The 25,554-nt window shown below is 70.6% G+C and carries 23 protein-coding genes; 15 read left to right on the top strand and 8 right to left on the bottom strand.

What is annotated here, in order from left to right; genetic code table 11:
- Positions 1–29 precede the first annotated feature (29 nt).
- Positions 30–431: a DUF6355 family natural product biosynthesis protein gene (locus SROS_RS49915; protein WP_148269194.1), complete on the top strand. Its 402-nt coding sequence runs from the start codon at positions 30–32 to the stop codon at positions 429–431.
- Between the two features lie 304 nt (positions 432–735).
- On the opposite strand, the gene SROS_RS24905 is transcribed toward SROS_RS49915, so the two are convergent.
- Positions 736–1,179, bottom strand: coding sequence for a hemerythrin domain-containing protein (locus SROS_RS24905; protein ID WP_012891677.1), 444 nt, complete (start codon positions 1,177–1,179; stop codon positions 736–738).
- 405 nt (positions 1,180–1,584) lie between these two features.
- On the opposite strand from SROS_RS24905, the gene SROS_RS24900 reads away from it, so the two are divergent.
- The 4 genes from SROS_RS24900 to SROS_RS24885 are packed head-to-tail and all read left to right on the top strand — an operon-like array spanning position 1,585 to position 6,686.
- A complete protein-coding gene (locus tag SROS_RS24900) occupies positions 1,585–2,100 on the top strand; it encodes a hypothetical protein (protein WP_148269193.1) in 516 nt (171 codons plus the stop codon).
- Positions 2,097–3,668, top strand: coding sequence for a hypothetical protein (locus SROS_RS24895; RefSeq protein ID WP_012891675.1), 1,572 nt, complete (start codon positions 2,097–2,099; stop codon positions 3,666–3,668). Before SROS_RS24900 ends, SROS_RS24895 begins: the two co-directional genes overlap by 4 nt.
- A 35-nt stretch (positions 3,669–3,703) precedes the next feature.
- Positions 3,704–4,633, top strand: a complete 930-nt coding sequence (locus tag SROS_RS24890; protein ID WP_218919695.1) for a polyprenyl synthetase family protein — start codon at positions 3,704–3,706, stop codon at positions 4,631–4,633.
- Positions 4,634–4,670: 37 nt separating this feature from the next.
- Complete coding sequence (locus SROS_RS24885; RefSeq protein WP_012891673.1) at positions 4,671–6,686, top strand: FAD-dependent monooxygenase; 2,016 nt, start codon at positions 4,671–4,673, stop codon at positions 6,684–6,686.
- A gap of 184 nt (positions 6,687–6,870) precedes the next feature.
- Here the strand turns inward: SROS_RS24885 and SROS_RS24880 are convergent, their stop codons facing one another.
- Positions 6,871–7,572 (bottom strand): TetR/AcrR family transcriptional regulator, encoded by a 702-nt coding sequence (locus tag SROS_RS24880; protein WP_012891672.1) that lies wholly within the window; start codon positions 7,570–7,572, stop codon positions 6,871–6,873.
- A gap of 133 nt (positions 7,573–7,705) precedes the next feature.
- On the opposite strand from SROS_RS24880, the gene SROS_RS24875 reads away from it, so the two are divergent.
- The 4 genes from SROS_RS24875 to SROS_RS24860 all read left to right on the top strand — a co-directional run bounded on the left by SROS_RS24875 (position 7,706) and on the right by SROS_RS24860 (position 12,716).
- Positions 7,706–8,929, top strand: a complete 1,224-nt coding sequence (locus SROS_RS24875; protein ID WP_012891671.1) for an oxygenase MpaB family protein — start codon at positions 7,706–7,708, stop codon at positions 8,927–8,929.
- Between the two features lie 296 nt (positions 8,930–9,225).
- Positions 9,226–9,918 (top strand): hypothetical protein, encoded by a 693-nt coding sequence (locus tag SROS_RS24870; protein ID WP_245564252.1) that lies wholly within the window; start codon positions 9,226–9,228, stop codon positions 9,916–9,918.
- Positions 9,919–9,923: 5 nt separating this feature from the next.
- Positions 9,924–12,239, top strand: a complete 2,316-nt coding sequence (locus SROS_RS24865; protein WP_012891669.1) for a molybdopterin cofactor-binding domain-containing protein — start codon at positions 9,924–9,926, stop codon at positions 12,237–12,239.
- Complete coding sequence (locus SROS_RS24860; protein WP_012891668.1) at positions 12,240–12,716, top strand: (2Fe-2S)-binding protein; 477 nt, start codon at positions 12,240–12,242, stop codon at positions 12,714–12,716. It abuts the gene before it with no gap.
- A 361-nt stretch (positions 12,717–13,077) separates the two neighbouring features.
- Here SROS_RS24860 and SROS_RS24855 read toward each other — a convergent pair whose 3' ends face one another.
- Both SROS_RS24855 and SROS_RS24850 read right to left on the bottom strand, forming a co-directional pair.
- The gene (locus SROS_RS24855; protein WP_012891667.1) at positions 13,078–13,644 is read right to left on the bottom strand and encodes a hypothetical protein; all 567 of its coding nucleotides are present in this window, start codon (positions 13,642–13,644) and stop codon (positions 13,078–13,080) included.
- Between the two features lie 217 nt (positions 13,645–13,861).
- Entirely contained in the window at positions 13,862–14,812 is a 951-nt protein-coding gene (locus SROS_RS24850; protein ID WP_012891666.1) for a GlxA family transcriptional regulator, read from the bottom strand.
- Between the two features lie 190 nt (positions 14,813–15,002).
- Between SROS_RS24850 and SROS_RS24845 the strand changes: the two genes are divergently transcribed.
- Together SROS_RS24845 and SROS_RS47840 are read left to right on the top strand one after the other, a co-directional pair.
- Complete coding sequence (locus SROS_RS24845; RefSeq protein WP_012891665.1) at positions 15,003–15,455, top strand: type 1 glutamine amidotransferase family protein; 453 nt, start codon at positions 15,003–15,005, stop codon at positions 15,453–15,455.
- Between the two features lie 76 nt (positions 15,456–15,531).
- The gene (locus SROS_RS47840; RefSeq protein WP_012891664.1) at positions 15,532–16,059 is read left to right on the top strand and encodes a DUF6010 family protein; all 528 of its coding nucleotides are present in this window, start codon (positions 15,532–15,534) and stop codon (positions 16,057–16,059) included.
- Here the strand turns inward: SROS_RS47840 and SROS_RS24835 are convergent.
- Entirely contained in the window at positions 15,992–16,606 is a 615-nt protein-coding gene (locus SROS_RS24835; RefSeq protein ID WP_012891663.1) for a histidine phosphatase family protein, read from the bottom strand. The genes SROS_RS47840 and SROS_RS24835 overlap by 68 nt on opposite strands.
- 233 nt (positions 16,607–16,839) lie before the next feature.
- The gene (locus SROS_RS24830) at positions 16,840–18,084 is read right to left on the bottom strand and encodes a PEP/pyruvate-binding domain-containing protein (RefSeq protein WP_012891662.1); all 1,245 of its coding nucleotides are present in this window, start codon (positions 18,082–18,084) and stop codon (positions 16,840–16,842) included.
- Between the two features lie 59 nt (positions 18,085–18,143).
- Between SROS_RS24830 and SROS_RS24825 the strand changes: the two genes are divergently transcribed.
- Together SROS_RS24825 and SROS_RS24820 are read left to right on the top strand one after the other, a co-directional pair.
- The gene (locus tag SROS_RS24825) at positions 18,144–18,539 is read left to right on the top strand and encodes a hypothetical protein (protein ID WP_012891661.1); all 396 of its coding nucleotides are present in this window, start codon (positions 18,144–18,146) and stop codon (positions 18,537–18,539) included.
- Positions 18,536–19,171, top strand: a complete 636-nt coding sequence (locus SROS_RS24820) for a hypothetical protein (RefSeq protein ID WP_012891660.1) — start codon at positions 18,536–18,538, stop codon at positions 19,169–19,171. Before SROS_RS24825 ends, SROS_RS24820 begins: the two co-directional genes overlap by 4 nt.
- 212 nt (positions 19,172–19,383) lie before the next feature.
- On the opposite strand, the gene SROS_RS24815 is transcribed toward SROS_RS24820, so the two are convergent.
- Positions 19,384–19,908 (bottom strand): GNAT family N-acetyltransferase, encoded by a 525-nt coding sequence (locus SROS_RS24815; protein ID WP_245564250.1) that lies wholly within the window; start codon positions 19,906–19,908, stop codon positions 19,384–19,386.
- Between the two features lie 35 nt (positions 19,909–19,943).
- Here SROS_RS24815 and SROS_RS24810 point away from each other — a divergent pair, with 35 nt between their 5' ends.
- Both SROS_RS24810 and SROS_RS24805 read left to right on the top strand, forming a co-directional pair.
- The gene (locus SROS_RS24810; RefSeq protein ID WP_012891658.1) at positions 19,944–20,522 is read left to right on the top strand and encodes a helix-turn-helix domain-containing protein; all 579 of its coding nucleotides are present in this window, start codon (positions 19,944–19,946) and stop codon (positions 20,520–20,522) included.
- 461 nt (positions 20,523–20,983) lie between these two features.
- Positions 20,984–22,237: a serine hydrolase domain-containing protein gene (locus SROS_RS24805; protein ID WP_218919694.1), complete on the top strand. Its 1,254-nt coding sequence runs from the start codon at positions 20,984–20,986 to the stop codon at positions 22,235–22,237.
- On the opposite strand, the gene SROS_RS24800 is transcribed toward SROS_RS24805, so the two are convergent.
- Positions 22,225–25,443 (bottom strand): AfsR/SARP family transcriptional regulator, encoded by a 3,219-nt coding sequence (locus SROS_RS24800; RefSeq protein ID WP_012891656.1) that lies wholly within the window; start codon positions 25,441–25,443, stop codon positions 22,225–22,227. The genes SROS_RS24805 and SROS_RS24800 overlap by 13 nt on opposite strands.
- Positions 25,444–25,554: the final 111 nt, after the last annotated feature.

Here is a 25,554-nt window from a genome sequence, read left to right as displayed (position 1 = left end):
TATGGAAACTCTCGCGTACATTCGAATCCATGGTGATCCTGGATTCCACCACTGATCGGTCACGGCTACGAGCCGTTTCCGCGGTGGCCTCGGCCGTGCTCGTAGCAGGCATGATGGCGACTTCGGCAAGCCCGGCCCACGCCGCGCCGGCAAATGTCCTGACGGTTCAGCAGGAAAGCGCGGACGCTCCCCGATGCGGTTTCTTCATCAACCAGGTGAGGGAGACGCGATTCGCCGTTTACGGCCATTGCGGGCCGACGACCGTCCTCGTGCACGTCGACGTCAGTGGGGGCGGTAGCACGAACGATTACCACCTCTGCGTCGGCCCCGGCAACACGCTGCTGGGCTATTACGGAAACATATTGAACGCGTACTACATCGGTGGGGCCGGATGCCGTCGGGGCGATCGCACGGGGCACACCCCCCACTGAGGAGCGGTCTTTGACGTAGGTGGACCGCCCCTCGACCTGCGGATCATGAGACCGGTGCCGGTAACAGGCCGCCGGACATCGTCCCGTGCGGCACGTCAACGTGTGCAGCAGAGCCGGCGCGGGATGGGGGCTCGGCCACCTGCCCGCCGGTGGCCGCCGTCCGATCCGCGAGCGGCGGTCACCGGCGGGCCTCAGCAGGGGGCGAGCATGCCCTGCAGTGCGATCGGCCCTCACACCCCGTCTCCCGGAAGGCGCACGCTCATCGGGGGCGAAAGACCGTGCGCCTTCCGGGAGACGGGCATGCTCACCCTCCAGCCGCGGGCTCTGGGGTGATGCGGTCCCAGGCGGAGATCGACAGCATGATCACCGAGGCGGGAAACAGGCCGTGCTCCTCGCTGTCGATGTGCCGGTGCAACTTCCCGATCGCCTCCAGCACGGCGGGCCAGTCCGGCGCCGCGCGGTCGATTGCGCCGAACACCCCGTGGATCTCATCGTGTTCACCGCAGAGCCGGTCCACCGCCCCCGCCAGTGCCCCCTCGGCGCGCAGCTCGGCGAACAGGCCGCTCTCCTCGAGGGCGGTATGCGGGACGAGCTGAGCAAGCAGCTCATCGAGCAGAAGCGCGGCATCGCCGTACCGGCTCTCGCCGATAGCCCGGCGCAGTGCCCCGGCGGTCTCCTCGATCTGCCAGTGCTCCTCGGAGAGCCGCCCGATCAGCGGAAAGTCCCGGCAGCCACAGTAATTGCACATGATGTGATCCCTCGGCGTCAGCGTGTGACTCCAGGGTGCCCCGCGAGGACTTCCCCGGGTAGAGGAGGACGCCTGCCCTCGATAGGGGCTTTCGTCCTCTTCGGAGCATCGGCGCCCATACTCCTTCTGCGGACGCCAGGTCGGAAGCCGGACGCGCCGACGTCGGCTCCATCGAGGGTTTCGCAACCGACATCGCCGCCGCTGCGCGGATCACCATCCCCTCCATGACACCATCCTGAAAATTCAGCACAAGTCGGTTGTCGATATCTCTTGATCAAAAACTCCGGCCCCGATACGTTGCCGATGATCAAGAAGCAGCGCCCTTCGTTCCATGTACCGCCAGGAAAGAGACAGCGGCTGATGCGCAACCAACCCCCTCGACCGGCCACTGTGACACGGCGGACCATGCTCCGCGCGTCGGGCGCAGCGGGCTCCACCCTGATCATCGGCATGGCCCTGCCCACCCCTGCCGCCGCCGCCGAGGCGTTGTCGCCCCAGCAGCGGGAGATGGTGCTGCAGGTGGCCAAGGCCGGAGCGATCTACCCGATCGAGGTCCCGAGCTTCGGCGAGCCCGGTACGGCGAGCAGCCGTGTCACCGTCTCCCGGCTACGGGACGCCGAGGTCAGGCTGCAACCGGCCCGGCTGGCGGCGATCCGCGCCGGAGCGGACCTCCTGATCTCCCAGGGCCTCCTGGCCGCGCCGCGTCCGGCGCTGCTCGCGGGCATCGGCCGGGCCGCCGCCACGGCGGCGCCCGCTGAGCGGCAGGCCCTGGTCGCGGTGGCCGCACTGGGCGCGGCCACCGTCTCCCGCCATCTCGACCCCGCCTCCGACAGCCCCGCGACCGTGTGGATCGGCGGACTGGCTCACCTTCACGACCGCGGCGTGCAGCCGTCCGTCCTGCGGCACCTGGAGACACGATGAAGTTCAACCAGGACACCGAGGCCCGGCTGCACCGGGGCAAGCGGAAGATCCTCGACAGCTTCGGCGCCGATCCCAACGTCACCGGGGCCGGCATCGGCTTCCGCCGCCGCGACGGGCAGTGGACCGATGAGCCTGTGGTCGTGGTCCTGGTCGCCAAGAAGCGCCCCGAGGCGCTCGTGTCCAACCGCCGCCTGCTGCCGAGAACCGTCGAGGTGGACGGGAGTCCCTGCGAGGTCGACGTGATCGAGGCCGGCCCGTTCCGGATGGACCGCGTCAGTGATCCCGCACAGGAGGTGACGCCGGCGGCCGTAGTGGGGGTCACCGGACGCATGCGGCCGCCACGGCCGGGCTGCAGCATCTCCAACCCCCTGGACGGCGACACCGCGGGGACGCTCGGGCTGTTCGTTCTCGACAAGACGGACGGCACGGTCTGTCTGATGTCCAACAACCACGTGATGGCCCGCATGGGGGAGGGCGTCAAAGGCGAGAAGATCATCCAGCCGGGGGTCCACGACGGCGGCACGGCGGCGAAGGACACGATCGCCACGCTGAAGCGCTGGGTCCCCATCACCACGGCCGGAACGAAGATCGACGCCGCCATCGCCCAGCTCGTCGACCAGATGAACCTGTCCCTGCAGCCCGCTCTCGACCGCATGCCACCGCTGGGGGTCAAGCACCCGGCCGTCGGCATCTTCACCGGCGGTGACGACCACGGGACCGGCGTGATCACCAGGATCGACCTCGCGCTCAACGCTCTCAACGTGGTGCCCGCCGTTTCCGCCCCGGACGGCAGGGTGGCAGCCGCTCCTCCTGAGGCGGTGAAGGTCCCCGAGCCGTTCATGAACATCGAGAAGGTGGGCCGGACCTCGGGCTACACCTCCAGCATGATCACCGCCATCGGCGTCGAGTCGTTGATCCTGACCCCCATCGGGATGGTCCTCTACACCGATCTCGCCCTCACCGATCGCTTCGGCCTCGCCGGCGACTCCGGGTCGGCGGTGTTCCACGGCGGGGACGGCAACACGCTGGTCGAGCCCGAGGACAACAGCTCGTGCCCGCTGCTGGGGAGCGTCGGAAGCTATTACGGCCTGCCGCTGACGGGGGACAACGACCTCGCCGACGACCTCCGGGACAACTTCCTCGCCCAGAGCCTGGTCGGCAGGCTCCTGGTCCGCATCCCCTACATCAACCAGCAGGCGGTGATCGACCGGCTGCAGGGGAAGCAGGCCACGGGGAACGAGCGCTCCTACGCCTCGCAGTACTACACGAAGTACCACGACTTCATGGCCACGGTCCTGGCCGACCCGAACTCGACCGCCGTCGTCGCGCAGGAGCACCTCGACGACTCCATCTTCGTCATCAACGGCCTGGCCCAGACGGTGCTGACCCCGCAGGAGACCCAGCTCGCCTACACCCTCTACGAGAAGGCGCTGATGCCCACCCTGGGCATGAACCGCCGCCAGGTCCTGGAGTACATGAACGGCCACGACCTCTACCGGCTCGTCTACGACGAGATCGCCAAGGTGCCCACCATCGAGACGAACGGACCCATCGAACTACCGCGATGACGACCGCTGCCACTGATTCCGTACCACCCGGGTTCGTGTCCGATTTCACCTCCCAGGTGACCGACCGGCTCCTCCGCCTGGCCGATGGCCTGCCGGAACCGGTCCGGGCCCCGGTGCGTACGCTCGCCGCCGGGCCGGGCAAGTTCGTCCGGCCACGGCTGCTGGCGGCCGGCGCGGGCTTCGGCACGGCCGACCACGACCGGCTGGTACGCCTGGGCGCCCTGGTGGAACTGATCCACCTGGCCTCGCTCCTGCACGACGACGTCATCGACGAGGCGGAGACCCGCCGGGGAGCGCCGGCCGCGCATACGGCCGTCGGCACCGAACAGGCCATGCTCGCCGGGCTGGCCTGCTTCGCGCTGGTGGGCACGGAGGCCGCCGACCTCGGAGAGGGCGTCGCCGGGGCCGTGAGCATGGCTGTCGCCAAGCTCGCCTACGGTGAGCTGCTCGACGTCGAGCGTGCCTTCGACACCGCCTTCCCCCTGCCCGCCTACCTGGAGCTGGTGCAGAGCAAGACCGCCGAGCTGTTCCGGCTCTGCTGCCTGCTCGGCGCCGCGGAGGCCCGGTCCGGCCACGGAGAGGCGGACGCGCTCGTCCGGTTCGGCACGGCGCTCGGCGTCACGTTCCAGATCCTCGACGACTGCCTGGACCTGCGCCCGAACCACTCGGGCAAGCCGGTCGGCACCGACCACGCGCTGGGCCTGTTCGGCGCCCCCACCCTGTACGCGCTCCGCGCCGACAGCGGCGGAGAGCTCGCCACGCTGCTGCTGTCGCCGTCGTTCGGCACCAGCGACATGCCCGAGGTGTACTCCCTCGTCGAGGCCCGTGGCGGGCTGGAGGCCGCGGCACGGCTGGCCGCCGACTGGCACGACCGGGCGCTCGCCGCCCTGGACGAGCTGCCCGCCGGCGGTCCCCGCGACCGCCTGGCCGCGCTCGCCGCCTCGCTCCTTCAGGCCCGCTCGTGACCGCGCCGCTCGCCGCCTCGCTTCTTCGGGTCCGCTCGTGACCGCGCCGCTCGCCGCCAACGTGCTGATCGTCGGTGCGGGACCGGCCGGTGCGATCACCGCCGCCGAACTGGCCCGTCACGGCCTGCGTGCCGTGCTGGCGGGGGAGGAGGCCGGGGAGGCGGACCACGACGTCGTGCTCAGCGGCGCGGCCATGCGCGGCCTGGCATCCCTCGGCGCGCTGGAGGAGGTCGGGGCCCGCGTCGTCGGCACCGTCGAGCTGCGGTTGGGGCAGGACGGCGGACATGTGCTGCCCGAGGCCGTGAACTCCGCGTGCGACCGGCGCCACCTCGTCGAGGGCCTCCGCCGGATCGCCGTCGCCGCCGGAGCTACTTGGCTGCCGGGCAGGGTCACGGATCTGGAACGGCGGGAAGGCACCTGGCACGCCTCCATCGGCGACACCGCCGTGTCGGCACGTCACCTCGTGGTCGCGACCGGAGCTTCTTCCGCAGGCACGCCGCACGCCACCGGCCTGCTGTGCGCGCGACCGTACAGCGGTGTGAACCTGACCGAGTCGATCGTGCTGGCCCTGCCCGCGCCGCGCACCATCGACCCGGCCGAGCGGCCCACGTGCGTGTGGGCGGTGCCGGGAGCCCAGGCGGGCACCTGCACGATCGGCGCCTCCAGGCTCGGTGCCGGCGACCCTGACGACCTCCTCGAAACCGCCCGGGCCGTCCTCGCCGAGGGGGACCAGCGCTTCGCCGGGGCCACCCCCGCCGGGCCGCCGGTCACCGGAGTCCTCAACAGCGGTTTCGCCCCCGAGCACAGCGTCCACGACGGGCGGCTCCTGGTCGGGGATGCGGCCGGACTGGTCAACCCCTTCACCGGTGAAGGGCTCAGCTACGCCGTGCAGAGCGCCGTGCTGGCCGCCCGTGCCATCGCCGACCATCCGGACGACCCGGACGCGGCAGGGCGAGCGTACACGCGCCGGCTGTCGGCGACGTTCGTCGGATACTTCGAGACGGCGACGCACGCCGCCCGCCGCTACCATCTGGCCTGGCGGGTCCTCGTGGCCACGGCCGACGACGAGCGGCCCGTCTCGGCCAAGGTCCGGCGGGCCGTACTGACGCCGGACGGGTTCTCCGGGCTGACGGCCGCCGACCTGATGCCGCTGCCCGCACCCGACGTGGCGCTCCTCGGGCCGTTCCTGCTCGCCTGCGACGAGGTCGCCGTCAACACCGTCCGCAGGGAATGGCCGTTCATCGCCCGCCTGCTGATCGCCGGAGAACACTCCCCGCACCAGCGGCTGCGCCCCGCCGCGCCGTTCTTCGCCGCCCTGCTGGCCGGTGGGAACCCGCCCGATCCCGCCTTCGCGACCCTCGCCGCCGCGATCGAGCTCGCCACCCTCGGGGCGCTGGCCTTCCTCGGCCCGATGCCCCCGCGCGCGGCACCGGGCAGGAGGGTGGACTGGGCCGTCGCCAGCACCGTACTGGCCGGCGACTTCCTCCTCGCGCAGGCGTCACGGCTGGTGGCGGCCTCGGCTCCGGAGGTGTCGTGGTCGTTCGCGGACTGGCTGGGCGAGCTCGCCGCGCTCCGGGCCGTCAGGATCGACCCGGCCGGGCGGTCGCGGGCCGGGGAGGTGTTCGCCTCGTTGCTGGAGTTCCCCTCCCGTATCGGGGCGCAGCTCGGCGGAGCGTCACCCGAGACCGTCCGCGCGCTGCGGGACTTCGGCAACCACAGCGGGCACGCCTTCCTGCACGCCGAAGAGGTCCTGGCGGTGCGCGGCGAGCGGACCCGGCTGGATGTCACGCTGTCCGGAATGATCACCGGGCGGCTCTCGGCGATCCCCGACGTGCTCCCGGAGGTCACCGGCGATCTTCTCGCCGGTGACCCCGGCGCACGGGCAAGGGCCCTGGACCTGGCCGTGACCGCCTGCCGCGACGCTCACCGGGCGGCCCTGGGCGCCCTTGAGAACGTCGCGCACCCGGCGTCCGCGCGCATCCTGGAGAGCTTCGTCGCGACCGTGTGCGCCCCCTGCGCACCGGCGCGGCCACCGTCTCCGGCCGGCGCGTGACGCTCCCTCCGCCGCTGTCGGCCCACCGCTCCTGCCGGCCCACCGGCTCCTGCCGGCTCACCGGCTCCTGCAGGACGGACAGGACGTCGCCCGCTGGGCCGGTGCACCAGGCGATGAGCGGTCCGCCGCCACGGAAGACGTCCCGGGGTGAGGCACAGGCCCGGACTCCCCGGCCGTATCGGAGTCAATCCGGGGAGCCGGGTGGTCCCAACATGGGCACGAGGAACCGCCGGGCCACTCCGGCCAGTTGCCCGTCGTCGTCGAGGTCGATGACCCGGCTGGGGATCGCCAGGAAGGACGCGGAGATCCGGACCATCAGTTCGGCCACGAGGTCGGTGTCCAAGTCGCTCGACACGTTGCCCGCGCGTTGCTCGCGGCGGAGCTGACCCGCGACGAACTGCCGCACGGTCGCGAGGGTCCGGCCCCCGTCATTGATCATGGAGGGCACGAGCAGGTCCGGTTCCGCGGCGATCAGACCGCCGATCAGCGGGTTGCGCCGGATGGCGCGTAACGAGCTCACGAAGCCCAGAACCACCCGATCGGCAGCGGTGCGGGCTTGTTCTATATCAATGAGGAACCGGTCGAAATACCGGCGGAACTCTCGACGTACGACGTGTTCGACCAGCGCGTCCTTCGAGGCGAACCGCCGGTAGACCGTGATTCGTGACACCCCGGCACGGCGGGCCACGTCCTCCATCGTGGAGCGCCGGATACCCATACGGCAGAACTGCTCGTACGCCGCATCGAGTATGCGTGCACGGAGCTCGTCCGTGTCGTCAACCTGCTCGACGGCATCAATGTAGGCGCGCTCCAGCAACGACTCCGAGTCCGACGGCGCCATGAGCACGGAAAGTGCAGATTCCACGATCACCTCCTGTGAATTCATTCTGCCCAATCCACAACAGCCGCTGCCACGGCCTTGTGATGTCCGACACGGTGTGCTGTGATAAATGATACACAGACCCAGTCAGTGTTTCTTCGTATCAACGCTCGGCCTCGACCTGAGGAGGAACGAAGGCATGGGCAAACTCAGCAGGCGCAACATGTTGAAGGCGGGCGGGGCGCTGGGCGCACTCGGTGCGCTGGGCGTCGCGTCGCCGGCACAGGCACACTCGCTGTGGACATGGTCACCCCAGGGCTCCGTGGCGGGCGCAGGGACAGGTCTCGACCCGCGGTGGGTCTGGGACGAGGAGGCCGACCCGCTGGTCGCCTCGGTGCTCGACAGGGGTGATGTGCCCAGGGTCAACGAGCTGCTACGGACCTGGACCAAGAACGGCCAGCCGCTACCGGCCGGACTGCCGGCGGACCTGCGGGACTTCATGGAGCGCGCCCGCCAACTTCCGTCCTGGACCGACCAGCGCAAACTGGCCACCGTGGTCGAGTTCAATCAGAAGCGAGGGCTCTACCTCGGCGTCCTGTACGGGCTGGCCAGCGGCATGATGAGCACGGTCATCCCCAAGGAGGCGCTCGCGGTCTACTACTCCCAGGGCGGCGCGGACATGAAGGACCGCATCTCCAAAACCGCCAAACTCGGGTACGACATCATGTCCCAGAACGCCTACCGGCCCGATGGCGAAATGATCGTGACCTGCGTCAAGACCCGGCTGGTGCACGCGGCGGTGCGGCACCTGCTGCCGCAGTCACCGCACTGGTCAGACGTCGCCGAGGAAGAGATTCCGATCAGCCAGCGGGACATGATGGTCACCTGGCACAGCCTGCCCACGACCGTCATGCAGAAGCTGACCGCGTGGAAGGTGCCGATCCCCGCCGCCGAGTCCGCGGCCTTCCTGCACTCGTGGCAGCTGTGCGCGCACATGCTCGGCATCAAGGACGAGTACATCCCCGGATCGTGGGCCGAGGCCAACACCCAGGCCGAGCAGGTCCTGGACCCGGTGCTGGCCCCGACGGCCGAGGGAGTCAAGCTGGCCGACATCCTTCTCAGCCTCGGTTCCTCGGTCGATGGCGCCATCCTCAGCAAGCCCATACTCGGCGCGTTCACGCGCTTCATGCTCGGTGACGAGATCGCCGCATGGCTGAAGATTCCCAGGGAGCCGATCTGGGACCCGCTTCTCAAGGTGTCCTGGAAACCCTTCATCGCCGTCCGCGAAGGCCTGCTTCCATTCCCCCTGGCGCCGGAGGCCTACTGGCTCTTCGACGAGTTCCTTCGCAAAGCAGCCCTGCTCTTCCTGTCCGAAGCACGGCCGATCAGCATCGAGATTCCAGACACCAACCGCCCGTCCTGATCAGGACTGCCTGAGCCGGGCCTGCGGTTCCGCGAGCGAAGGAAGGACTCCGGCCCTGGCCTGCCTTCCGCAGGCCGGGGCGTGGCTGAAAATTCTCGGGCCCGGAACCGGCTGCGAATTTCCGGGCCCGGAAACCGGCAGAGTCCGATCCCCGGCATTTCCGCCTCGCCTGTCCGCTTGAATGGCGCGTACGGAAGGCGGGTCCGGTCCGATGATGGTCACGCCGCCGGACGGCGTGAAATGATCAGCTGTTTTCCGGACGGTTCAGCTCCGGCTGCGGTCTTACCGAGACACAAATGAACGTGTTACGTATCGGCATATTAGCTGCTTTCGGAACCCAGGAATTGAGTTCAGAACATGGCGGAGCTGGGCAGGCGCAAGATATTGGTCTCAGGCGGGGCCTGGGAGCGCTCGGAGCGCTGGGGATGGCGTCCCCGGCCCGGGCGCGCTCCCTGATCGACTGGACCTGGGCGCCGAGCGGTTCGATCGCGGGTTCCGGCGTCGGCGTCGATCCGCGGTGGGTCTGGGGCGAGGAGGCCGACCCGCTGGTCGCCTCGCTGCTCGATCGCGGCGCCGTGCCCGAGGTCAACCGCCTGCTGCGGGACTGGAACCGCAACGATCAGCCCCTGCCCCGGAACACGGGACCGACACCCGAGGGCGTGGAACTGACCGACATCCTGCTGGGCCAGCTCGCCGAGCAGACCAGTCCCGGCAGTATCAGCCGCCCCCTGTGCGATGCGCTCGCCCGGTACCTGGTCGGCGACCAGGTGGCCGACTGGGACGGCATCGAGCGCGAGCCGGTGTGGGGCCCGCTGATCGGCTCCGCCTGGCCGAAACTGGTGAAATTCCGCGAGGGCCTCATCCCGCTGCCGCTGGTGCCCCAGGTCGCCTGGGTCATCGACGAAGCCGCGCGGCGATACATCCTGTTCTATCTCACCAAGGGCAAGGAGACCAAGATCGAAATTCCGACGACCAACCGTCCGGGCTGAGCCGGATGACGACAGGATCGAACGGCGGCGGGTTGGACGAGGCCATCGGGCGGCGGCGATTCCTCGGGTACGTGCTGGCGGCTCCCACCCTGGTGGCCGCCGCCGAACTCGTTCCCCCGGCACCGGCGGCCGACACCCGGCTGCCTTCGCCGGAACTCACGGAACTGCTCGACCTCAACGACATGATGACCGCGGCGGCGCTGCCGACCTCGGGCCTGATCTCGGTCGAGGTCAACCCGGACGGCACGGTGTCGTTCGCGTTGCCGCGGGTCGAGGTGGGGCAGGGCATCACCACCTCGACAGCCATGTTGATCGCCGAGGAATTGGCCGTGCCGCTGGAACGGGTGCGGGTCACGCTGGCCGACGCCCGGCCGGAGCTGGTGTTCAACCAGCTCACCGGCGGGTCGAACACGACCATCGCGACCTACATCCCGATCCGGGTCGCCGCCGCGATCGCCCGGCTCCGGCTGCTGGCAGCCGCGGCGGCCGAACTCGGCTCGGAGATCACCGATCTGACGCTGAAGGCCGGGATGATCATCGATCGCTCCGGCGGCGGCATCGACATCGGAGCGCTCGCCGAGAAGGCCGCGAGCACAGAGACCAGGCAGGTGTCCGTGGAGCTCACGCCACGCGGGAGCTTCACCGTCATCGGCAGACCCCACAACCGTGTCGACGCGCTGGAGGCGGTGACCGGGCGCAAGAAGTTCACGATGGACCTCGACGTCCCGGACGCGAAGCCGACGATGCTGTGCCGCCCGCCGACCATCAACGGCGAAGTCGGCTCGGTGAGCAACCTCCCGGAGGTCCGCACCATGCCGGGCGTCACCGATGTCGTGGTGATCTCCACCGGGGTGGCGGTGCGCGCCGAGACCTTCGGCCAGTGCGTCGACGCCGTACGCGCCCTGAAGGTCTCCTGGAAACCCGGTACCGTGGAAGGAAAGTCCGACGAGAGCGTGCTCCGGGAGCTGGAAGCCGCGGAGTTGCCGCTCGGGCTCCGGCCGCCGGTTCCGACCGTCGAAGGCAAGTTCACCTTCCACTTCCGCAGCAACAGCGCGCTGGAACCCAACTGCGCGGTCGCCGACGTGCGGGCCGACCGCGCCGAGATCTGGTCGGCGTTGAAATCGCCGATCGTCGCCCAGCAGGCCATCGCCGCCAAGCTCGGGCTGCCGCCCGGCAGGGTCACCGTGCACGTCACCGAAGGCGGCGGTTCCTTCGGGCGCAAGCTGTTCTTTGACGCCGCGCTGGAAGCGGCCGAGGTGTCCCAGAAGGTTGGCAAACCGGTCAAACTCATGTGGCACCGCGCCGACGACTCCCGCCAGGGCCGCACCCACCCGATGGCCACCTCGCGGGTACGCGCCGCTTACGTCGGCGGCACCGTGCTGAGCTACAAGCAGCGGCACACCAGCGTCTCCACCGATCTCGGCCACGGGCTCGGCGAGATCATCACCGCCATGGCCGCGCGGCTTCCGGTGGGCGACATCGGTTTCTCCCAGACGTTCTTCCATCTCAGCCAGGCGATGTCCTACAGGTTCGGCACCAGCAGCCAGCTGCTCAGCGAAACAGACAAGGGCTTCAACACCGGCAGCATGCGCAGCGTCTACTCGCCCGACGTCACCTGCGCCCGCGAGCTCATCGTCGACCAGCTCGCCGCGAGGATGGGCAAGGACCCTTACCGGTTCCGGCATGACTTCCTCCGCGACGACCGCTCCCGGGCGGTGCTGGCGAAGGTGGCCGAGGCCGGCGACTGGGGCCGGCCGATGCCGGCCGGCATCGCGCAGGGCATCGCCTTCCACGCCGAGTACAAGGCCGTCAGTGCCGCGCTGGTCGAGATCGACTGCCGGCCCGGAACCGTCAACCGCCCCATCCGTGACGGCGTGACCGGACCACGCGTCGTCAAGGCCGTATTCGCTGTGGACGTCGGCCTCGCCGTCAACCCGAGGGGGCTGGAGGCGCAGATGATGGGCTGCATCATGGACGGCATCGCGCTGGCCTTGACCTCCAGCCTGCACCTGAGCGACGGCTACTTCCTCGAAGCGAGCTGGGACAACTACTTTTACACCCGGCAGTGGAACACCCCGCCTGAACTCCGGATCATCATCATGCCCAGCACCTCCGAGGAGCCTGGCGGTGCTGGGGAACTGGGCGTCGCCGCGTCGATGGCCGCCGTCGCCTGTGCGTACGGCCGCGCGACCGGGACGATGCCCACCAGCTTCCCGATCAACCACGGCACGCTCTCCTTCGCCCCTAAACCGACTGTCCCGCCCATTCCCCAGTCCCCGGCCGACGGCTTGAACGACGCCCGCCGAACCAAGGAGGTCTGAGTGCCTGAGCACACTTTCCGCGTCAACGGCGAGCAGGTCACCGTCAACGTCGCCGGCGACGTGCGCCTGCTGTGGGTCCTGCGCGACATTCTCGGCATCACCGGCCCGAAGTACGGCTGCGGCATCAACGTCTGCAAGGCCTGCACCAGCCACATCAACGGCAGAGCGGTCAACCCCTGCGCGATCCCCGTCGAAGATCTCCAGCCGACCGACGAAGTCACCACCATCGAAGGGCTGCCGGCCACGGTCGGCAAGAACCTGCACCCCATGCAGCAGGCATGGCTCGACCACGACGTCGCCCAGTGTGGCTACTGCCAGCCCGGCCAGATCATGGCCGCCGTGGCGCTGGTCCGCCGCGTCGCCGCCGAAGGCCGCGAAATCACCGACGCCGACCTCGACGGCCTCCGCAACATCTGCCGCTGCGGCACCTACTTCCGTATCCGCGAAGCCATCAAGGCCGGCGCCGAGAACATGTGAGGTCCCTGACAGCGGGCGGAACGGCGGGCAGGGCGGTGGACAGGTCGGGAAAGGGGCGGCCCAGCGCGCCGTGCCTGGCGTTCAGGTGGGCCTTGATCCGTGGCCAGTACGGCGCGACCGCCGCCCGAGTGGCGACAAGGCGGTGGCGGGCTGGTCGATGACCGGTGACGGGCCGCCGGTGCGTCAGACAGCATGATCGTTGGATATGGCCCGGCCCGGGTACGCGAACCCCGGGCCGGGCCCCTTCGCCGCTCTCATGGTCCAGTGGCCCAGGCCGTCGGGCGCCGGTAGAGGAGTAGGCCACGCCGGTTCGGATCCGGTTGACGGCCCGCTCCCGGCCGCGTCGCCTGCGGGGCCGCTGTTAACAATTGAGGGCGGCGGTGGTCTGGGGCCGGCCTGAGGCGGGGTCCAAGGCCACGGAGAACGTTTGCCCGTCGGCCACCCGGATCTCGACCGAACTCGGCCCCGTCCACTTGACCGAGTCGAAGGCGTCGCCGGGGACGTCGTCGTTGAAGCAGCCGAGATCCCACTCCCTGCTGAGCAACCCGCCGTCCCGGCGGACGCTGAGCCACATCACCGTGTCCGGCCCGAGACCCGCCAGCGACTGCTGGAGCCGGATCCTGTACGGGGCCGGTCCGTCGACGAAGCCGACCTCCTTGGTAGAGGCGAACATAAGGGCCACCCACCCCTCGAACAGCGCGGTACTCGCGCCCAGCACGGCAAGGACGACGATCACGACACGTAACCACATCCACCGCAGCCCGGCGGCGGCCGACGCCATCAGGAGGCAGGCCAGCACACCGAGCGCGAACGGATGGTTCAGATGTTCCCTCAAGAGCACCAGGCTGGAGTCGTGGAAGTACACCAGAGCTGCGAGGCCGCCCGCGCAGAGCGAGGCGGCCAGCAGTACGAGCGAGCGAGGAGACATCGCGGATCCCGTCGGTGAGGTGGCACCGAGATCATGACAGCACCGCGGTGCCGTAACCGCGGAGTGCACGCAATCTCGACGAAACCTGCACAGCCTCCGAAGTGACACCCAGCCGCTGGAATGGAACGGCCACAGGTCACGATCCGCGCCGCCGGCAGAGCTTCGTTCTCGCCGCTGCCCACCTCGAGGTGCGGCGGCCGATGAGGGGCCTGGGCCCTCAGAAGGCGTTGGTCCGGAAGGAGGAGCGGTAGGACCGCGGTGTGACGCCGACGACGCGTTTGAACCGCTCCCGGAAAGCGGTGGGCGAACCGAAACCAGCCTGTGTGGCGATGCGCTCGACGCCGTGATCGGTGGTCTCCAGCAGGAACTGCGCCCGCCGTACCCGGGCTCGCAGCAGCCACTGCAGCGGAGTGGTGCCGGTCTGCTCCCGGAAACGGCGGCTGAAGGTCCTCTCGCTCAGCCCGCTGCGCACGGCCATCTCTGCCAGGGTCACCTCCTGGACGAGGTTGTCCTCGATCCACGACAGCACGGGCTCCAGCAGCGAGCCCTGGGACACCGGCGGCTGGGCGTGCACGATGAACTGCGCCTGTCCGCCTTCCCGTTCCAGGGGCATCACCGACAGCCGGGCCGAGTCCGCGGCGACCGCCGATCCGAGGTCCCGCCGGATGATGTACAGGCACAGGTCCAGGCCGGCGGCGGCCCCGGCCGAGGTCAGGATCTGGCCGTTGTCGACGTACAGCACGTCCGGCTGCACATCGACCCGTGGGAACGTCTCGGCCAGCCGGTGGGCCGCCGCCCAGTGCGTGGTCGCGCTCAGCCCGTCCAGCAGTCCGGCCGCGCCCAGGATGAACGCTCCCGCGCAGATGGACGCGATCCGGGTGCCGGCGGCCGCCGCCGTGCGCAGAGCGTCGAGCACCTCCTCCCCGGGAGGGGAGGCTTTCTCCGAACAGCCCGGCACGACGATCGTGTCGGCCTCCCGCAGCGCCTCCAGGCCGTGCGGGGCGACGATCGTGAAGGTCTCGCCGGCCACCTGCGGTGTCGCCGCACAGACCTGGACCCGGTACGGACGGCGCCCGTCCGCCAGCCGGGCACGCCCGAACACCTCGATCGGGGTCGCCATGTCGGCCGCCACCACATGGTCCAGAGCCAGGACCGCCACTGTGTGCATGGGGACACGGTAAACGAGAACTCGCCGGCCACAGACGAGCACTTCAGAGGATTGACGTGTCCATTTTCACAGACAGCGCCGGATGGCGAGAACCCGGTGGAAATTGTCAATTCAGCTCATGGGGCCGGCCGACCGGTCGGTCTAGCCTTGCGCTGCGAGGTCCCGGGCATGTGGAGAAGGAGCAGCACCGATGCGCGCGCAGTCCGTCTTGTTCGACGGGTTCGACCCGCTGGATGTCATCGCCCCCTATCAGGTCCTGCACGCCGCGGGGATGGCCGCCGACGGCGCGGTGACCGTCGAGCTGGTCACCGCCGAAGGCGCCCGTGAGGTTCCCGGCGGCACATCGCCCCTGACGCTGCGCGCCACCGGCATGCTCGATCCCGCCCGCGCCGAAGTGGTCATCCTGCCGGGCGCCACCGGTGACCTTCCCGCCGAGGAGGAGATCAGCGAGGAGGAGCGGCGGCGCGCCGTCCCCGCGATCCTCGCTCGCGCCCTGGAGACCGACCTGCCCGCTCTGGCCAGGGAGGCCCTCGAACGCGAGATCGGTCCCCGGATCGCCCACGCGATCGAGACCCCTTTCGCCCACGGACGCCGTGGCGTCGTGTGGCCCGCCCGGGGCCCCGCCCCCACCCTCGCCCGCTGACTGCGTGCACCCGCACATCAGCGTCCAGACATCGTCAATTCAACTTGCACGTTCGCAGAACGGATCACCACGCCTCATGTCCATCTTCATGCCGATCCTGATCGGTCTGATCGCCGTCTCCCTCCTGTCACTGATCCCCGAGCCGCATCGGCGCCGCCTCAATGCCGTGGTGGTCGCCGGGGCAGGCGCCGCCTACCTCAGCGGAGGAGGGCTCGGCTACTGGGAGTTCGTGCTGCCGGTCGTCATGAGCTACGTCGCCTATCGAGGGCTTGAGAGCTGGACGTTCATCGGCATCGGCTGGCTGCTCCACACCGCCTGGGACGTGCTGCACCATCTGAAGGGCAGCCCCATCCTCCCCTTCGCCGAGCACTCCTCCTTCGGCTGCGCCATCTGCGACCCGGTGATAGCGCTGTGGTGCTTCGCGGGCGGACCATCGATCATCGACTGGGCTCGCACCCGCCTTGCCCGTCGCGCGCTCCACGTCGAGCATGTGGTACCCGGTCGGGGTGGAGCGCGTACGGACAGCAGGAGCTACCTCACGGCCTCATGCCCTCGGGGAACCCGGTCCAGCGCAGGTCAGGCGGGAGGTGGCTCATGTCGTTGAACATCACGATCGTGGGTGGCAGGCCGGTGCGGTACTCGATGACCGTCAGTGCGGTGTTGGCGCTGTTCAGTCCGAGCCACCGGGACGGCGGCGCGTCCAGTGCGTGCCGCACCAGCCACGCGATCTGGTAGGCGTGCGTCACCAGGACCTCGTGCGTGTCGGGCCGGGTCCCCTTCGCGGTCGTGTCGGGGACCTTCGCGAACCGGGCGACCAAGGCCTCGGCGAGCCTCTGGCCCGAGGCCGCCTCGGTGTCGTCGTAGCCGTCGAAGAAGCCGGCCCAGGACGGGGGGGTTTCGGCCGCACTGGGAACGTAGGGCACGTGGTCGACGAGTTCGGCGGCCTCGGTCACGGGCACGTTCGGTAGATGCCGGGCGAGTTCGTGCGCGCTCGCTGCGGCGCGTGACAGCGGAGAGTGCCACACGGCGTCGACCGGCACGCCGGCGAGCCGTTCGCCCAGCAGGTCCGCCTGCCGGTGCCCGATGCGGGTGAGCTCCCCGAACGCGTCGGCCGCGCCGTGGCGTGCCAGGTAGAGGTGTCGCGTTGTCATCAGTGGTCAGGGGCGCGGTGTCCGTGCGGACCCGTTCCCCATCTCCTTTCGATCCGTAGGTGTGGGTTCGGCCTTTGATCTGGCAGAGACCGAGGAGGCCGTGTGCGGCCGGGTGGCGCGATCATCGTCAGCGAACGGGCGGGGTCAGCGCCGTTGCGGCTGCCGGCACTCTTGCTACGCCGACGGCGCGCGGCTTCTGGCGGTGGCTCCCGCCCGGGGACGCAAGTGATCGGTCACGCGTTTGTCGCCGTGACGGTGCCGGTGGTGCCGTCGATGGTGATGACGGTGCCGTCGTGGAGCCTGCTCGTCGCGTTCGGGATGCCGAGGACGGCGGGGATGGCGTGCTCGCGAGCGACGATCGCGGCGTGGGAGAGCACGCCTCCGGTTTCGGTGACGACGCCGGCGGCGATGCGCAGCAGCGGCGTCCAAGCGGGGTCGGTGAAAGGGCAGACGAGGATGTCGCCCGGGTGCACGCGCGCGAAGTCGCCGGGACCGCGGACGATCCTCGCGGTGCCGGTCACGGTCCCGCGGCTGCCTGGTGTTCCGGTGAGTGCGGCGGCTGGGGTGTCCGAGGCGCCGGAAAGCGATGGCGGTGGGGGTGCGGCTGTGACCGGCCGTGCTTGCAGAACCCAGGTGCGGCCGTCGGCGATCGCCCACTCGATGTCCTGCGGTCCACCGAGTACGGCGGCAATCTTCTCGCCCAGCTTGGCCAGCCGCGTGGCGGTCGCGTCGTCGAGCGTCGGTTGGTTCCGGGCAGGGGTGGGCACGTCGCGAATGACGAGCTGCGTGCCGCGCCGGTCAAGGCGGGTCCGTTTGTCTGCGACGGTGCGTGTGACCGACCCGTCCTCGGCGACGCGATAGGCGTCAGGGGTGACCTTGCCCCCGACGATGCTGGGGCCGAGGCCCCAGGACGCCTCGATCTCGGTCGCGCCGTCCGGGTCCGCGGGTGTGAACATGACCCCGGACACCTCGGCATCCAGATGGCGCTGGACGATGACGGCCATCACAAGATCGTCGGATGGCCGGTCGTCGCGGCCGGAGGCCCCCCGGTAGTCGATGGCACGTGGAGAGAACAGCGAGGCCCAGCAGGCGCGTACGGCGTCGGCGGCCTCGCTGACTCCGTGCACAGCGAGAAAGCTCTCGTGCTGACCGGCCGCCGATGCCTGACCGGTGTCTTCGCTTGCTGCCGATGATCTCACCGCCACGGGTGGATCGCCGAGCTCGTCGAGTGCGCGTCCCAGCGCATCGATCACGGTGGCGTGGACCGGGCGGGCCTCGATCGCCCGCCGCGTCGCGTCAAGATCGTCCGACTCGTCGGCGAACCGCCCGAGGTCCAGGTCGCGGACAGCGGCGAGGTAAGCGGCGAACGGGATGACGAAGCCGTCAGGGACCGGCAGACCCGCGCGGAGCAACGCGCCGAGTGCGCCGGCCTTGCCCCCGCAGGTCTCGGCGCCGGCCTGCATAAGAGGTACGATCATCCGCCCTACCCATCAATAGATGGTTGACAATATTTCGTTGATTTTGCATCATGAGTCGCATGCCCCGCAAGCAGGAATTCGCTCACACCGTGCACGATGACCACGCCCAGGCCCGCCACGAGCAGGACGCGCGTCAGCGGCTTCTGAGCCTGGGCGCAGATGCGCTCGACGCCCGCCCGTGGCGACCCTCGCCCGCCCCGCCTTCGGCGGTCGACCTCGCGCAGTTCGCCGTCTGGCGCTGCGCCGACCTGGACCCGGAGGACATCCTGAGTGCGCTCGCCCTCCTGCCCGCCGCGCGCGCCGAGGTCGAAGGACTCGAAACCGGCCTGCTGTTCGCGGCCCGGAGCGCAGGACTGACCTGGGCGCAGATGGCGCACGCGATGGGATTCAACTCCCCGCAGGCGTGCCAGCAGCGGTACATGCGCCTGGAAGCGCGACAGGACGCCGACTCGTGACACGGGACTCTCCGCACGGCCTCCTGGTTCTGCACGCCGTGCGCATCGCCGGGTTCGCGGACACCCCGGTGATCGCTCATCGGTACGGGCTCGATGCGGCCGCGACGGAAGAGGAGCTGCGCGACGCCGAGGCGCGCGGCTGGGTTGGGCACACCGCCTTCGCCGGCACCGAAGGCTGGTCGTTGACCGAATCGGGCCGGGCCGAGAACGAGCGCCGGCTCGCGGCCGAACTCGCACGCGTCGGCGGTGCCGGCGAGGTCCGTGACATCTACCGCGAGTTCCTCCCGCTGAACGCCCTCCTGCTACGAGCCTGCACCGACTGGCAACTCCGGCCCACAGCCGGCGATCGGCTCGCCGTCAACGACCACTCCGATCCCGCCTGGGACGCCGGAGTCCTCCGCGAGCTCGGCGGCATCGACCGCGCACTCACGCCGCTCGCAGATCGGCTCGGGAGCGTCCTCACACGGTTCCGCGGATACGGCACACGATTCACCACGGCCCTGACGCGCGCCCGAGCCGGGGAGGGCGCCTGGGTCGACCGCACCGACGTCGACTCCTGCCATCGTGTCTGGTTCGAGCTCCACGAAGACCTCATCGCCACGCTCGGCCTCGACCGGCACGCGGAACCCTGACCCCACGCTTGGCCTCGACCGGTACGCGGAACCCTGACCCCGAGCTCCGCCGCCCCGCGTCCACGACGGCCCGCCGGTCACCTGCCAGGCGCACCACCGGCCACCTCGCTCCGTAGGCGGGTCACCGGGCGGCCGAGTCGCCGATCACACACGGCCGGCGACTCGCGGTCACCGGGCTCGCCGATCGGCTCCCACTCGGAGGCCGGACTCGGTCATCCCGCCAGGGGGCGCTGCATGAGCAGCGTGTCGATCCAGCGGCCGTGCTTGAAGCCGACGCCGGTCAGCCGGCCCGCCTCGGTGAAGCCGGAGCGGCGGTGCAGGGCGGCGGAGGCGCCGTCACCCGTGTCTGCGATGACGGCGATCATGTGGCGCATTCCGGCCTGGGCGGACTCGGCCACCAGGGTGCCGAGCAAGGCCGTGCCGAGCCCGCGTCCGAGGTGGCCGGGGGCGATGTAGATCGTGTCCTCGACGGTGTGGCGGTAGGCCGGCTTGGGGCGCCAGGGGCCGGCATAGGCGTAGCCGGCCACTTCGCCGGACAGGTCGGCGACGAGGAACGGCAGGCCACGCTCGGCGAGCTCCTCCAGCCAGGGCCGCCAGTCGTCGAAGGCGCGGGGCGTCTCGTCGAAGGTGGCCACGCTGTTGGTGACGTAGTGAGCGTTGATCTCGGCCACGGCCTTCAGGTCCTCGGGTGCCGCGGCGCGGATGGTGGGCCGGGGGCTGGTCATGGCGACCCTCACTTCTCTATAGTGAAATCAGATGTTATTATAGCGGAATGGTGGATCTGGCGGCATTGGGGCTGCGCGTGCAGGAGCTCAGGCATCTGCGGGGTCTGACCCTTCAGCAGATGGCGGGCGCAGCCGACGTCAGCGTGAGCATGCTGTCCTCGGTCGAGCGCGGCCAGAAGGCGCCGACCGTGGTCGTACTCGGCCGCATCGCCGACGGCCTCGGCGTGTCCCTCGCCGAACTGGTCGCCGAGCCGGAGGATCGCCGTGTCATCGTGCGCCGCGCCGCCGATCAGGACACCGTCGACGAGCCCGGCGGATGGCACCGTTCGATACTCACCCCTGTGGTTCCCGGCGTGAACTTCGAATGGATCCGCACCACGCTGCCCCCGGGCTGCGACGCCGGCCGGTTTCCGGCCTACGCTCAGGGCTCGCACGAGTACGTCGTGGTCGAGTCCGGCACGCTCCGGTTGACCGTCGCGGATCAGACCGTCGAACTGGGCGAAGGCGACTCGGCCTACTTCGCCGCCGACGCCGAGCACGGTTACGTCAACCCCGGCCCCGTTCCCTGCGCGTACTATGTCGCCGCACTCATCATGCGCCCGCGCTCCGCCCAGCGAAACCCGTGACAGGGTTTCAGGAGCACCGGATCCCGGGTGCCGAGTGATCCGGCCTCGCGACCACCTCGACCGGTCGTGGTCATGGATCACGACCTATGGAATCGGATCCGCCGCGGCGGAACATGTCGGCAAGGCCGGCCCGGCGGGCGCCGTGGGCATAGCGGCGCAGCAGGTGCTCGCCGAGCACCTCGGTCAGCGTGCCGACGATGCGCGGGCTGGGGTGGCTCGTGGACCGGCCCGTTCGACAGAGCCGACCGCGTCCTCGCTCCCGAACAGCGCGCCGGAGCGGGCAACCAGCGCGAGGTCGCCCTCGGCGGGTCCCGCTACCGCACCGCCACACCGGCCGGGGTGGCTGCCGGCGTGCTGTGTGCGGTCTGTGAGCGGCGGGTTGGAGGGTGAGGTCGTCCGCGTCACCTGTCGCCCGGAGGAATGGGTCAATGTCCCAACGTGATTTTCCGTCTGATCGTGCGGTGCGGCCACGTTGGCTGCGCACGCTCACAGCGTCGGCGCTGGCCGTGAGTCTGGTCGTGGCCGCGTCGCTCCCGGCTGCCGCCGCGGCCACGCCGTCCGCGGCCTGGAGCGGCACCGAGGCGCAGCGCGCCCAGCTGCAGCAGTTGGCGCGGAAGCTGGTGGAGGCCGGGGCGCCCGGCGTGATCGTGCGGGTCGACGACGGCCGCGGCCGGCCGGTCGAGATCGCCGAGCAGGCCGCCTGGACCAGACGGGATCACCTGCTCAAGGCGGGAGACGAGTTCCGGATGGGGTCCAACACCAAGACCATGGTGGCCACGCTCGTGCTGCAACTGGTCGCCGAGGGCAAGCTCGCCCTGACCGACCCGGTGGAGAAGTGGCTGCCGGGCAGGGTGCCCAACGGCAAGGCGATCACGTTGCGCATGCTGCTGAACCACACCGGCGGCCTGTCCGACTACACCGAGGATGCCGCGATCCGGCCCGCGATGCTCGGCAGAGATCGGCGGCGGTGGACCTCGGCGAAGCTGCTCGCTGTGGGGGTGAAGCACGATCCGCTGTTCGCGCCGGGCACGAAATGGTCGTACAGCAACACCGGCTACGCCGCCATCGGCGCCGTCCTGGAGCGGGTCACCGGGACAGGCCTGGCCGAGCTGGTCCGGGACCGGATCGCCCGGCCGCTCAACCTCAAGCACACCTACTACGCCACGGACGCCACCTGGCGTGGCTCCCATGCCCACGGCTACGAATTGGATGCCGCCCACATGCCACCGGGCGTGCCGGCCGAGTTCAGGCACTTCGCCGGGACACGCCACCACGGTCACGTGGACGTCTCCGACAACGACCCCGGGTGGGGTGGGGCGGCCGGGGCGGTGGTGTCCACCACGCAGGACTGGTCCCGGTTCTCCACCGCGTTGATGTCCGGGAAGCTGCTGCCCGCCGCCCAGGTGGCACAGATGCGCACCACGGTGCCGGTGGACGCACGGCAGCCGGACGGGCCCGGCTACGGGCTGGGCATCCAGACCGGCGCCACCCCGTGTGGCACGTTCTGGGGTCACGACGGCGGCATGCCCGGCTACCTGACCACCAACCTCACCGACCGCGCCGGCAGCCGCACGGCGACCGTCCTCATCTCGACGGAGTTCTGGGCCGAGTTCGAGGCCGACCCGAAGATCGCCAAGGCCGCCCAGGCGCTCCAGACTGCCGTGACCTGCACGATGTTCGGCAAGCCCGTGCCGACCGCGGCTCACGCCGGCTGACCGGTACGGCCGGCCTCGGGTGCGGTGATGATCGCGGACATCAGGCTTTCGGCCTCGGCCCGCGACATCGCCGCACCCGAGGCGTGCGCGGCCGCGAACCCGTCAGCGCCCAGGGCAGCCGCGGCCCGCTGTGTGATCATCAGCACGTCGGCGTCGCCGTGGTCGTCCCAGCCACGCAGCACGGTGGCGACCCCGAGCAGCCGTCCCGCCCGCTCCGGCTGGTCGCGGCAGAGCTCGATCGCGGCGACCACGACCGCGATCGAGGCCGCGACCGGCGTATGCCAGGTCAGCGTCAGGTGCACCGCCGGATGGTCGAGCCGGCGTACCGCCTTGTCCGGGGAACCCTCCGCGACGTCCACGTGGGCGAGCACGCCCAGCAGCAACGCGGCCAGGTGCGGGGTCGACCGGCCGGGTGGCGCCTCGGTCAAGCCGGCCTGGGCGTGCTCGCGGGCCGACCCCGGCCGCCCGGCCCGCCACTCCAGCCGTGCCAGGCCCAGGCACACCTGAGCCTGCGACTCCGCCGACCCGGTCCGCTCGACCTGGTCGAGCAGGTCCGTCAGCTGCCGCCGCCCGCCATCCACGTCACCGGCTTGGGCCAGATGCAGCGCGGCCGCCACCTCGCTCTCCATCGTGTGCTCGGGCATGCCGAGCTCCCGGAAGTACCGGCCGGCCCGCTCGGCCAGCCCCAGCGCACCGGCCGGGTCGCCGGACCGCTGCAGCGCCGAATTCAGGGTGCTCAGCGTGATCCCCAGGCCCCACCGCTCGCCGAGTTCCTCGAAGCCGGTCAGCGCGCGCGACAACGAGTGCGTCGCCTCGGCGGCGTGCCCGGTGTTCATGGTCAGCACGCCTCGAACCAGCAGAGCCAGCGATCGGCTCCACGGATCCGTCCGATCGTCCGGGGAACCGAGCATGTCCGGTGCGGTTCGATCGCGTCCCGAGCCTACGGCGAGGGCCAACCGGGCCATCTCCAGAATGGGATGGGTGCCGGGGGTGACGTGCTCCAGCGCCTTCCCGATCCGGTCGAAGGCCGCTTCCGACTCGTCCGGTCGGCTGATGGCCTCAGTGGTGGCGAGCGCGTGCGCGGCGACCACCAGCGCGCGTGCCTGCGGCTCGGTCGGGCCGCGAGCCTGGAGCACCCGGCCGAGCAGGTCCAGCGACTCCGGCGGGTGGTCCCGCATGAACCAGAACCAGCACAGCGCGACGCCGAGCCGGACCGCCAGGTCGGCGTTGCCGGACTCGGCCGCCCAGCGGATCGCGGCCGACAGGTTGTCCCGTTCTGCGGATAGGCGGGCCAGCCAGCGCAGTTGGTCGGATGTGCGTAGGTACGGGTCCGCGGTCTCGGCCAGCTGAAGGAAGAACCCGGCGTGCCTCCCACGCACGACGTCGACCTCGTCACGCCGGGCCAGTTGCTCGAGGCCGTACTCCCGGATGGTCTCCAGCACGCGGTAGCGCGGCTCGAGCGGGTCGGCAGGCTCCGCCGGGTGCAGCAGGGACTTGTCGACCAACGCCGTCAGAAGCTCCCGGACGTCGCCCAACCCGCCGATCGCCTCCGCCGCGTCCTCGGTGAAGGTGCCGGGCACGACCGACAGCCGTTCCAGCAGCACTCGCTCGTCGGTGTCGAGCAGGTCCCAGCTCCAGGCCACCGCGGCGCCCAAGGTCCGGTGTCGCGGCAATGCGGTGCGGCTGCCCCCGGTGAGCAGCCGGAATCGGTCGTCCAGCCGTGCCGCGACCACCTCGACCGGCAGGGCGCGCAACCGTGCCGCGGCCAGCTCGATCGCCAGCGGCAGGCCGTCCAGGCGGCGACAGATCTCGATCGCCGCCGTCAGCGCGCTGCCTTCCGGAGTGAAGCCCGGCCGCACCGCGGCGGCCCGGTCGTGGAACAGCCGGACCGCCGCGCAGGCGCGGGCCCGCTCGACCGTCGACCCCGGTTCGGGCACCTCCAGCGGGAGCACCGGGTGCAAGGTCTCGCCGTCGATCCGCAGGGGTTCCCGACTGGTGGCCAGCACCCGCAGCCTCGGGCATCGGCCGAGAAGGGCCCCGGCGAGCGTCGCGGCGGCCTCGATCACATGCTCGCAGTTGTCCAGCACCAGCACCAGGTCGTCGTCCGCGAGTGTCTCGGCCAGGTGGTCCAGGACCTCCTCCGGGGTGACAGGCCGCGGCACGCCCTCTTCGCGCACCCGCGACAGGTCGAGCACCACGCGGGGCACGTCGTCCGCGCCGACCGGGGCCAGCGGGACGGACCACACCCCGCCGGACGGCGTGAGCTGCCGGCCGATGGCGTTGGCCAGCCGGGTTTTGCCCGCCCCTCCGGGGCCGACCAGGGTGACCAGCCGAACTCGACCGAGCAGTTCCACCACGCGGCGGACGTCGTCGTCGCGGCCCACGAAGCTGGTGAGCGGGACGTCCAGGTTGCCGTGCGATCGGCGGGAGCGGGGGAGTTCACCGCGCAACACCGCCAGGTGGGCCTCCTGGAGCTGCGGTCCGGGATCGCTGCCGAAACTGTCCGCCAGCAGGCCGCGGATCCGCTGGTAGGCGGCCAGCGCCTCGGCGCCGCGGCCGTTCAGCGCCAGGGCTCGGATCAGCTGGGCGTGCAGCCGTTCGCGCAACGGGTGCGCGGCGGTCAGCGATTCGAGCTCGGCGACCAGGTCGAGGTCGGTACCCAGCGCGAGCTCGGCTTCGACCCGGTCCTCCAGGGCGGCCAACCGGGCCCGCTCGAGCCGTTCGGCCTCGGCGGCGGCGAACGGTGCCTCGCGCACGTCCGCCAAGGCGGGGCCGCGCCACAGGCCCAGGGCCTCGCGCAAGGTGGCGGCCGCCTCGGCGGGCCGGGACTGCGCGTGCGAGCGCCGGCCCGCGCGGGCCAGCCGCTCGAACCGGACGGCGTCGACCGCGTCCGGCTCGACGGCCAGCAGGTACCCGGCCGGGCCCGAGGTGAGCAGCCCGGGGTCGCCCAGGACGCGCCGCAACCGGGAAACCAGCGATTGCAGCGCGTGCAGGTGGCCGGCCGGTGCCGCCTCGCCCCACAGCGCCTCGACCAAGGTCGCCGGCCGGACGGCACGCCCGGCGTCCAGCACCAGCCGGGCCAGCAACGCCCGCAGCCGTGCGCCCCCGACCAGGGTCGGGCCGGTAGCGGTGTCCAGCACCAGGGGACCGAGGATGCCGACGCGCACCCGTCCACTGTCGCCGCCCGACTCGATCGCAGGTGCCATGGCCGGCAGTCTGTCAGATGGCGACGCGGGAAACCGTACGCGCCCACGCCTGTGCGCTGCCCACCGCGTTCGCCGGGATCACGAGCCTCGCCGAACTCGAGGACGTGCCTG

The sequence above is a fragment of the Streptosporangium roseum DSM 43021 genome (genome assembly GCF_000024865.1).
GTDB classification, from domain to species: domain Bacteria; phylum Actinomycetota; class Actinomycetes; order Streptosporangiales; family Streptosporangiaceae; genus Streptosporangium; species Streptosporangium roseum.
Note: the sequence above shows the minus strand (reverse complement) of the source record. Positions and strands in the feature narration are given on the sequence as shown.

Bases quoted from the DNA above. Each gene is read 5' to 3' on its own strand.
- SROS_RS24850 (WP_012891666.1), bottom strand. From the start codon at position 14,812: ATGCACACAGTGGCGGTCCTGGCTCTGGACCATGTGGTGGCGGCCGAC.
- SROS_RS24845 (WP_012891665.1), top strand. From the start codon at position 15,003: ATGCGCGCGCAGTCCGTCTTGTTCGACGGGTTCGACCCGCTGGATGTC.
- SROS_RS24830 (WP_012891662.1), bottom strand. From the start codon at position 18,084: ATGATCGTACCTCTTATGCAGGCCGGCGCCGAGACCTGCGGGGGCAAG.
- SROS_RS24895 (WP_012891675.1), top strand. From the start codon at position 2,097: ATGAAGTTCAACCAGGACACCGAGGCCCGGCTGCACCGGGGCAAGCGG.
- SROS_RS24870 (WP_245564252.1), top strand. From the start codon at position 9,226: ATGAACGTGTTACGTATCGGCATATTAGCTGCTTTCGGAACCCAGGAA.
- SROS_RS24875 (WP_012891671.1), top strand. From the start codon at position 7,706: ATGGGCAAACTCAGCAGGCGCAACATGTTGAAGGCGGGCGGGGCGCTG.
- SROS_RS24880 (WP_012891672.1), bottom strand. From the start codon at position 7,572: ATGAATTCACAGGAGGTGATCGTGGAATCTGCACTTTCCGTGCTCATG.
- SROS_RS24835 (WP_012891663.1), bottom strand. From the start codon at position 16,606: ATGACAACGCGACACCTCTACCTGGCACGCCACGGCGCGGCCGACGCG.
- SROS_RS24905 (WP_012891677.1), bottom strand. From the start codon at position 1,179: ATGTGCAATTACTGTGGCTGCCGGGACTTTCCGCTGATCGGGCGGCTC.
- SROS_RS24800 (WP_012891656.1), bottom strand. From the start codon at position 25,443: ATGGCACCTGCGATCGAGTCGGGCGGCGACAGTGGACGGGTGCGCGTC.
- SROS_RS24865 (WP_012891669.1), top strand. From the start codon at position 9,924: ATGACGACAGGATCGAACGGCGGCGGGTTGGACGAGGCCATCGGGCGG.
- SROS_RS24855 (WP_012891667.1), bottom strand. From the start codon at position 13,644: ATGTCTCCTCGCTCGCTCGTACTGCTGGCCGCCTCGCTCTGCGCGGGC.
- SROS_RS49915 (WP_148269194.1), top strand. From the start codon at position 30: ATGGTGATCCTGGATTCCACCACTGATCGGTCACGGCTACGAGCCGTT.
- SROS_RS24900 (WP_148269193.1), top strand. From the start codon at position 1,585: ATGCTCCGCGCGTCGGGCGCAGCGGGCTCCACCCTGATCATCGGCATG.
- SROS_RS24825 (WP_012891661.1), top strand. From the start codon at position 18,144: ATGCCCCGCAAGCAGGAATTCGCTCACACCGTGCACGATGACCACGCC.
- SROS_RS24810 (WP_012891658.1), top strand. From the start codon at position 19,944: ATGGTGGATCTGGCGGCATTGGGGCTGCGCGTGCAGGAGCTCAGGCAT.
- SROS_RS47840 (WP_012891664.1), top strand. From the start codon at position 15,532: ATGTCCATCTTCATGCCGATCCTGATCGGTCTGATCGCCGTCTCCCTC.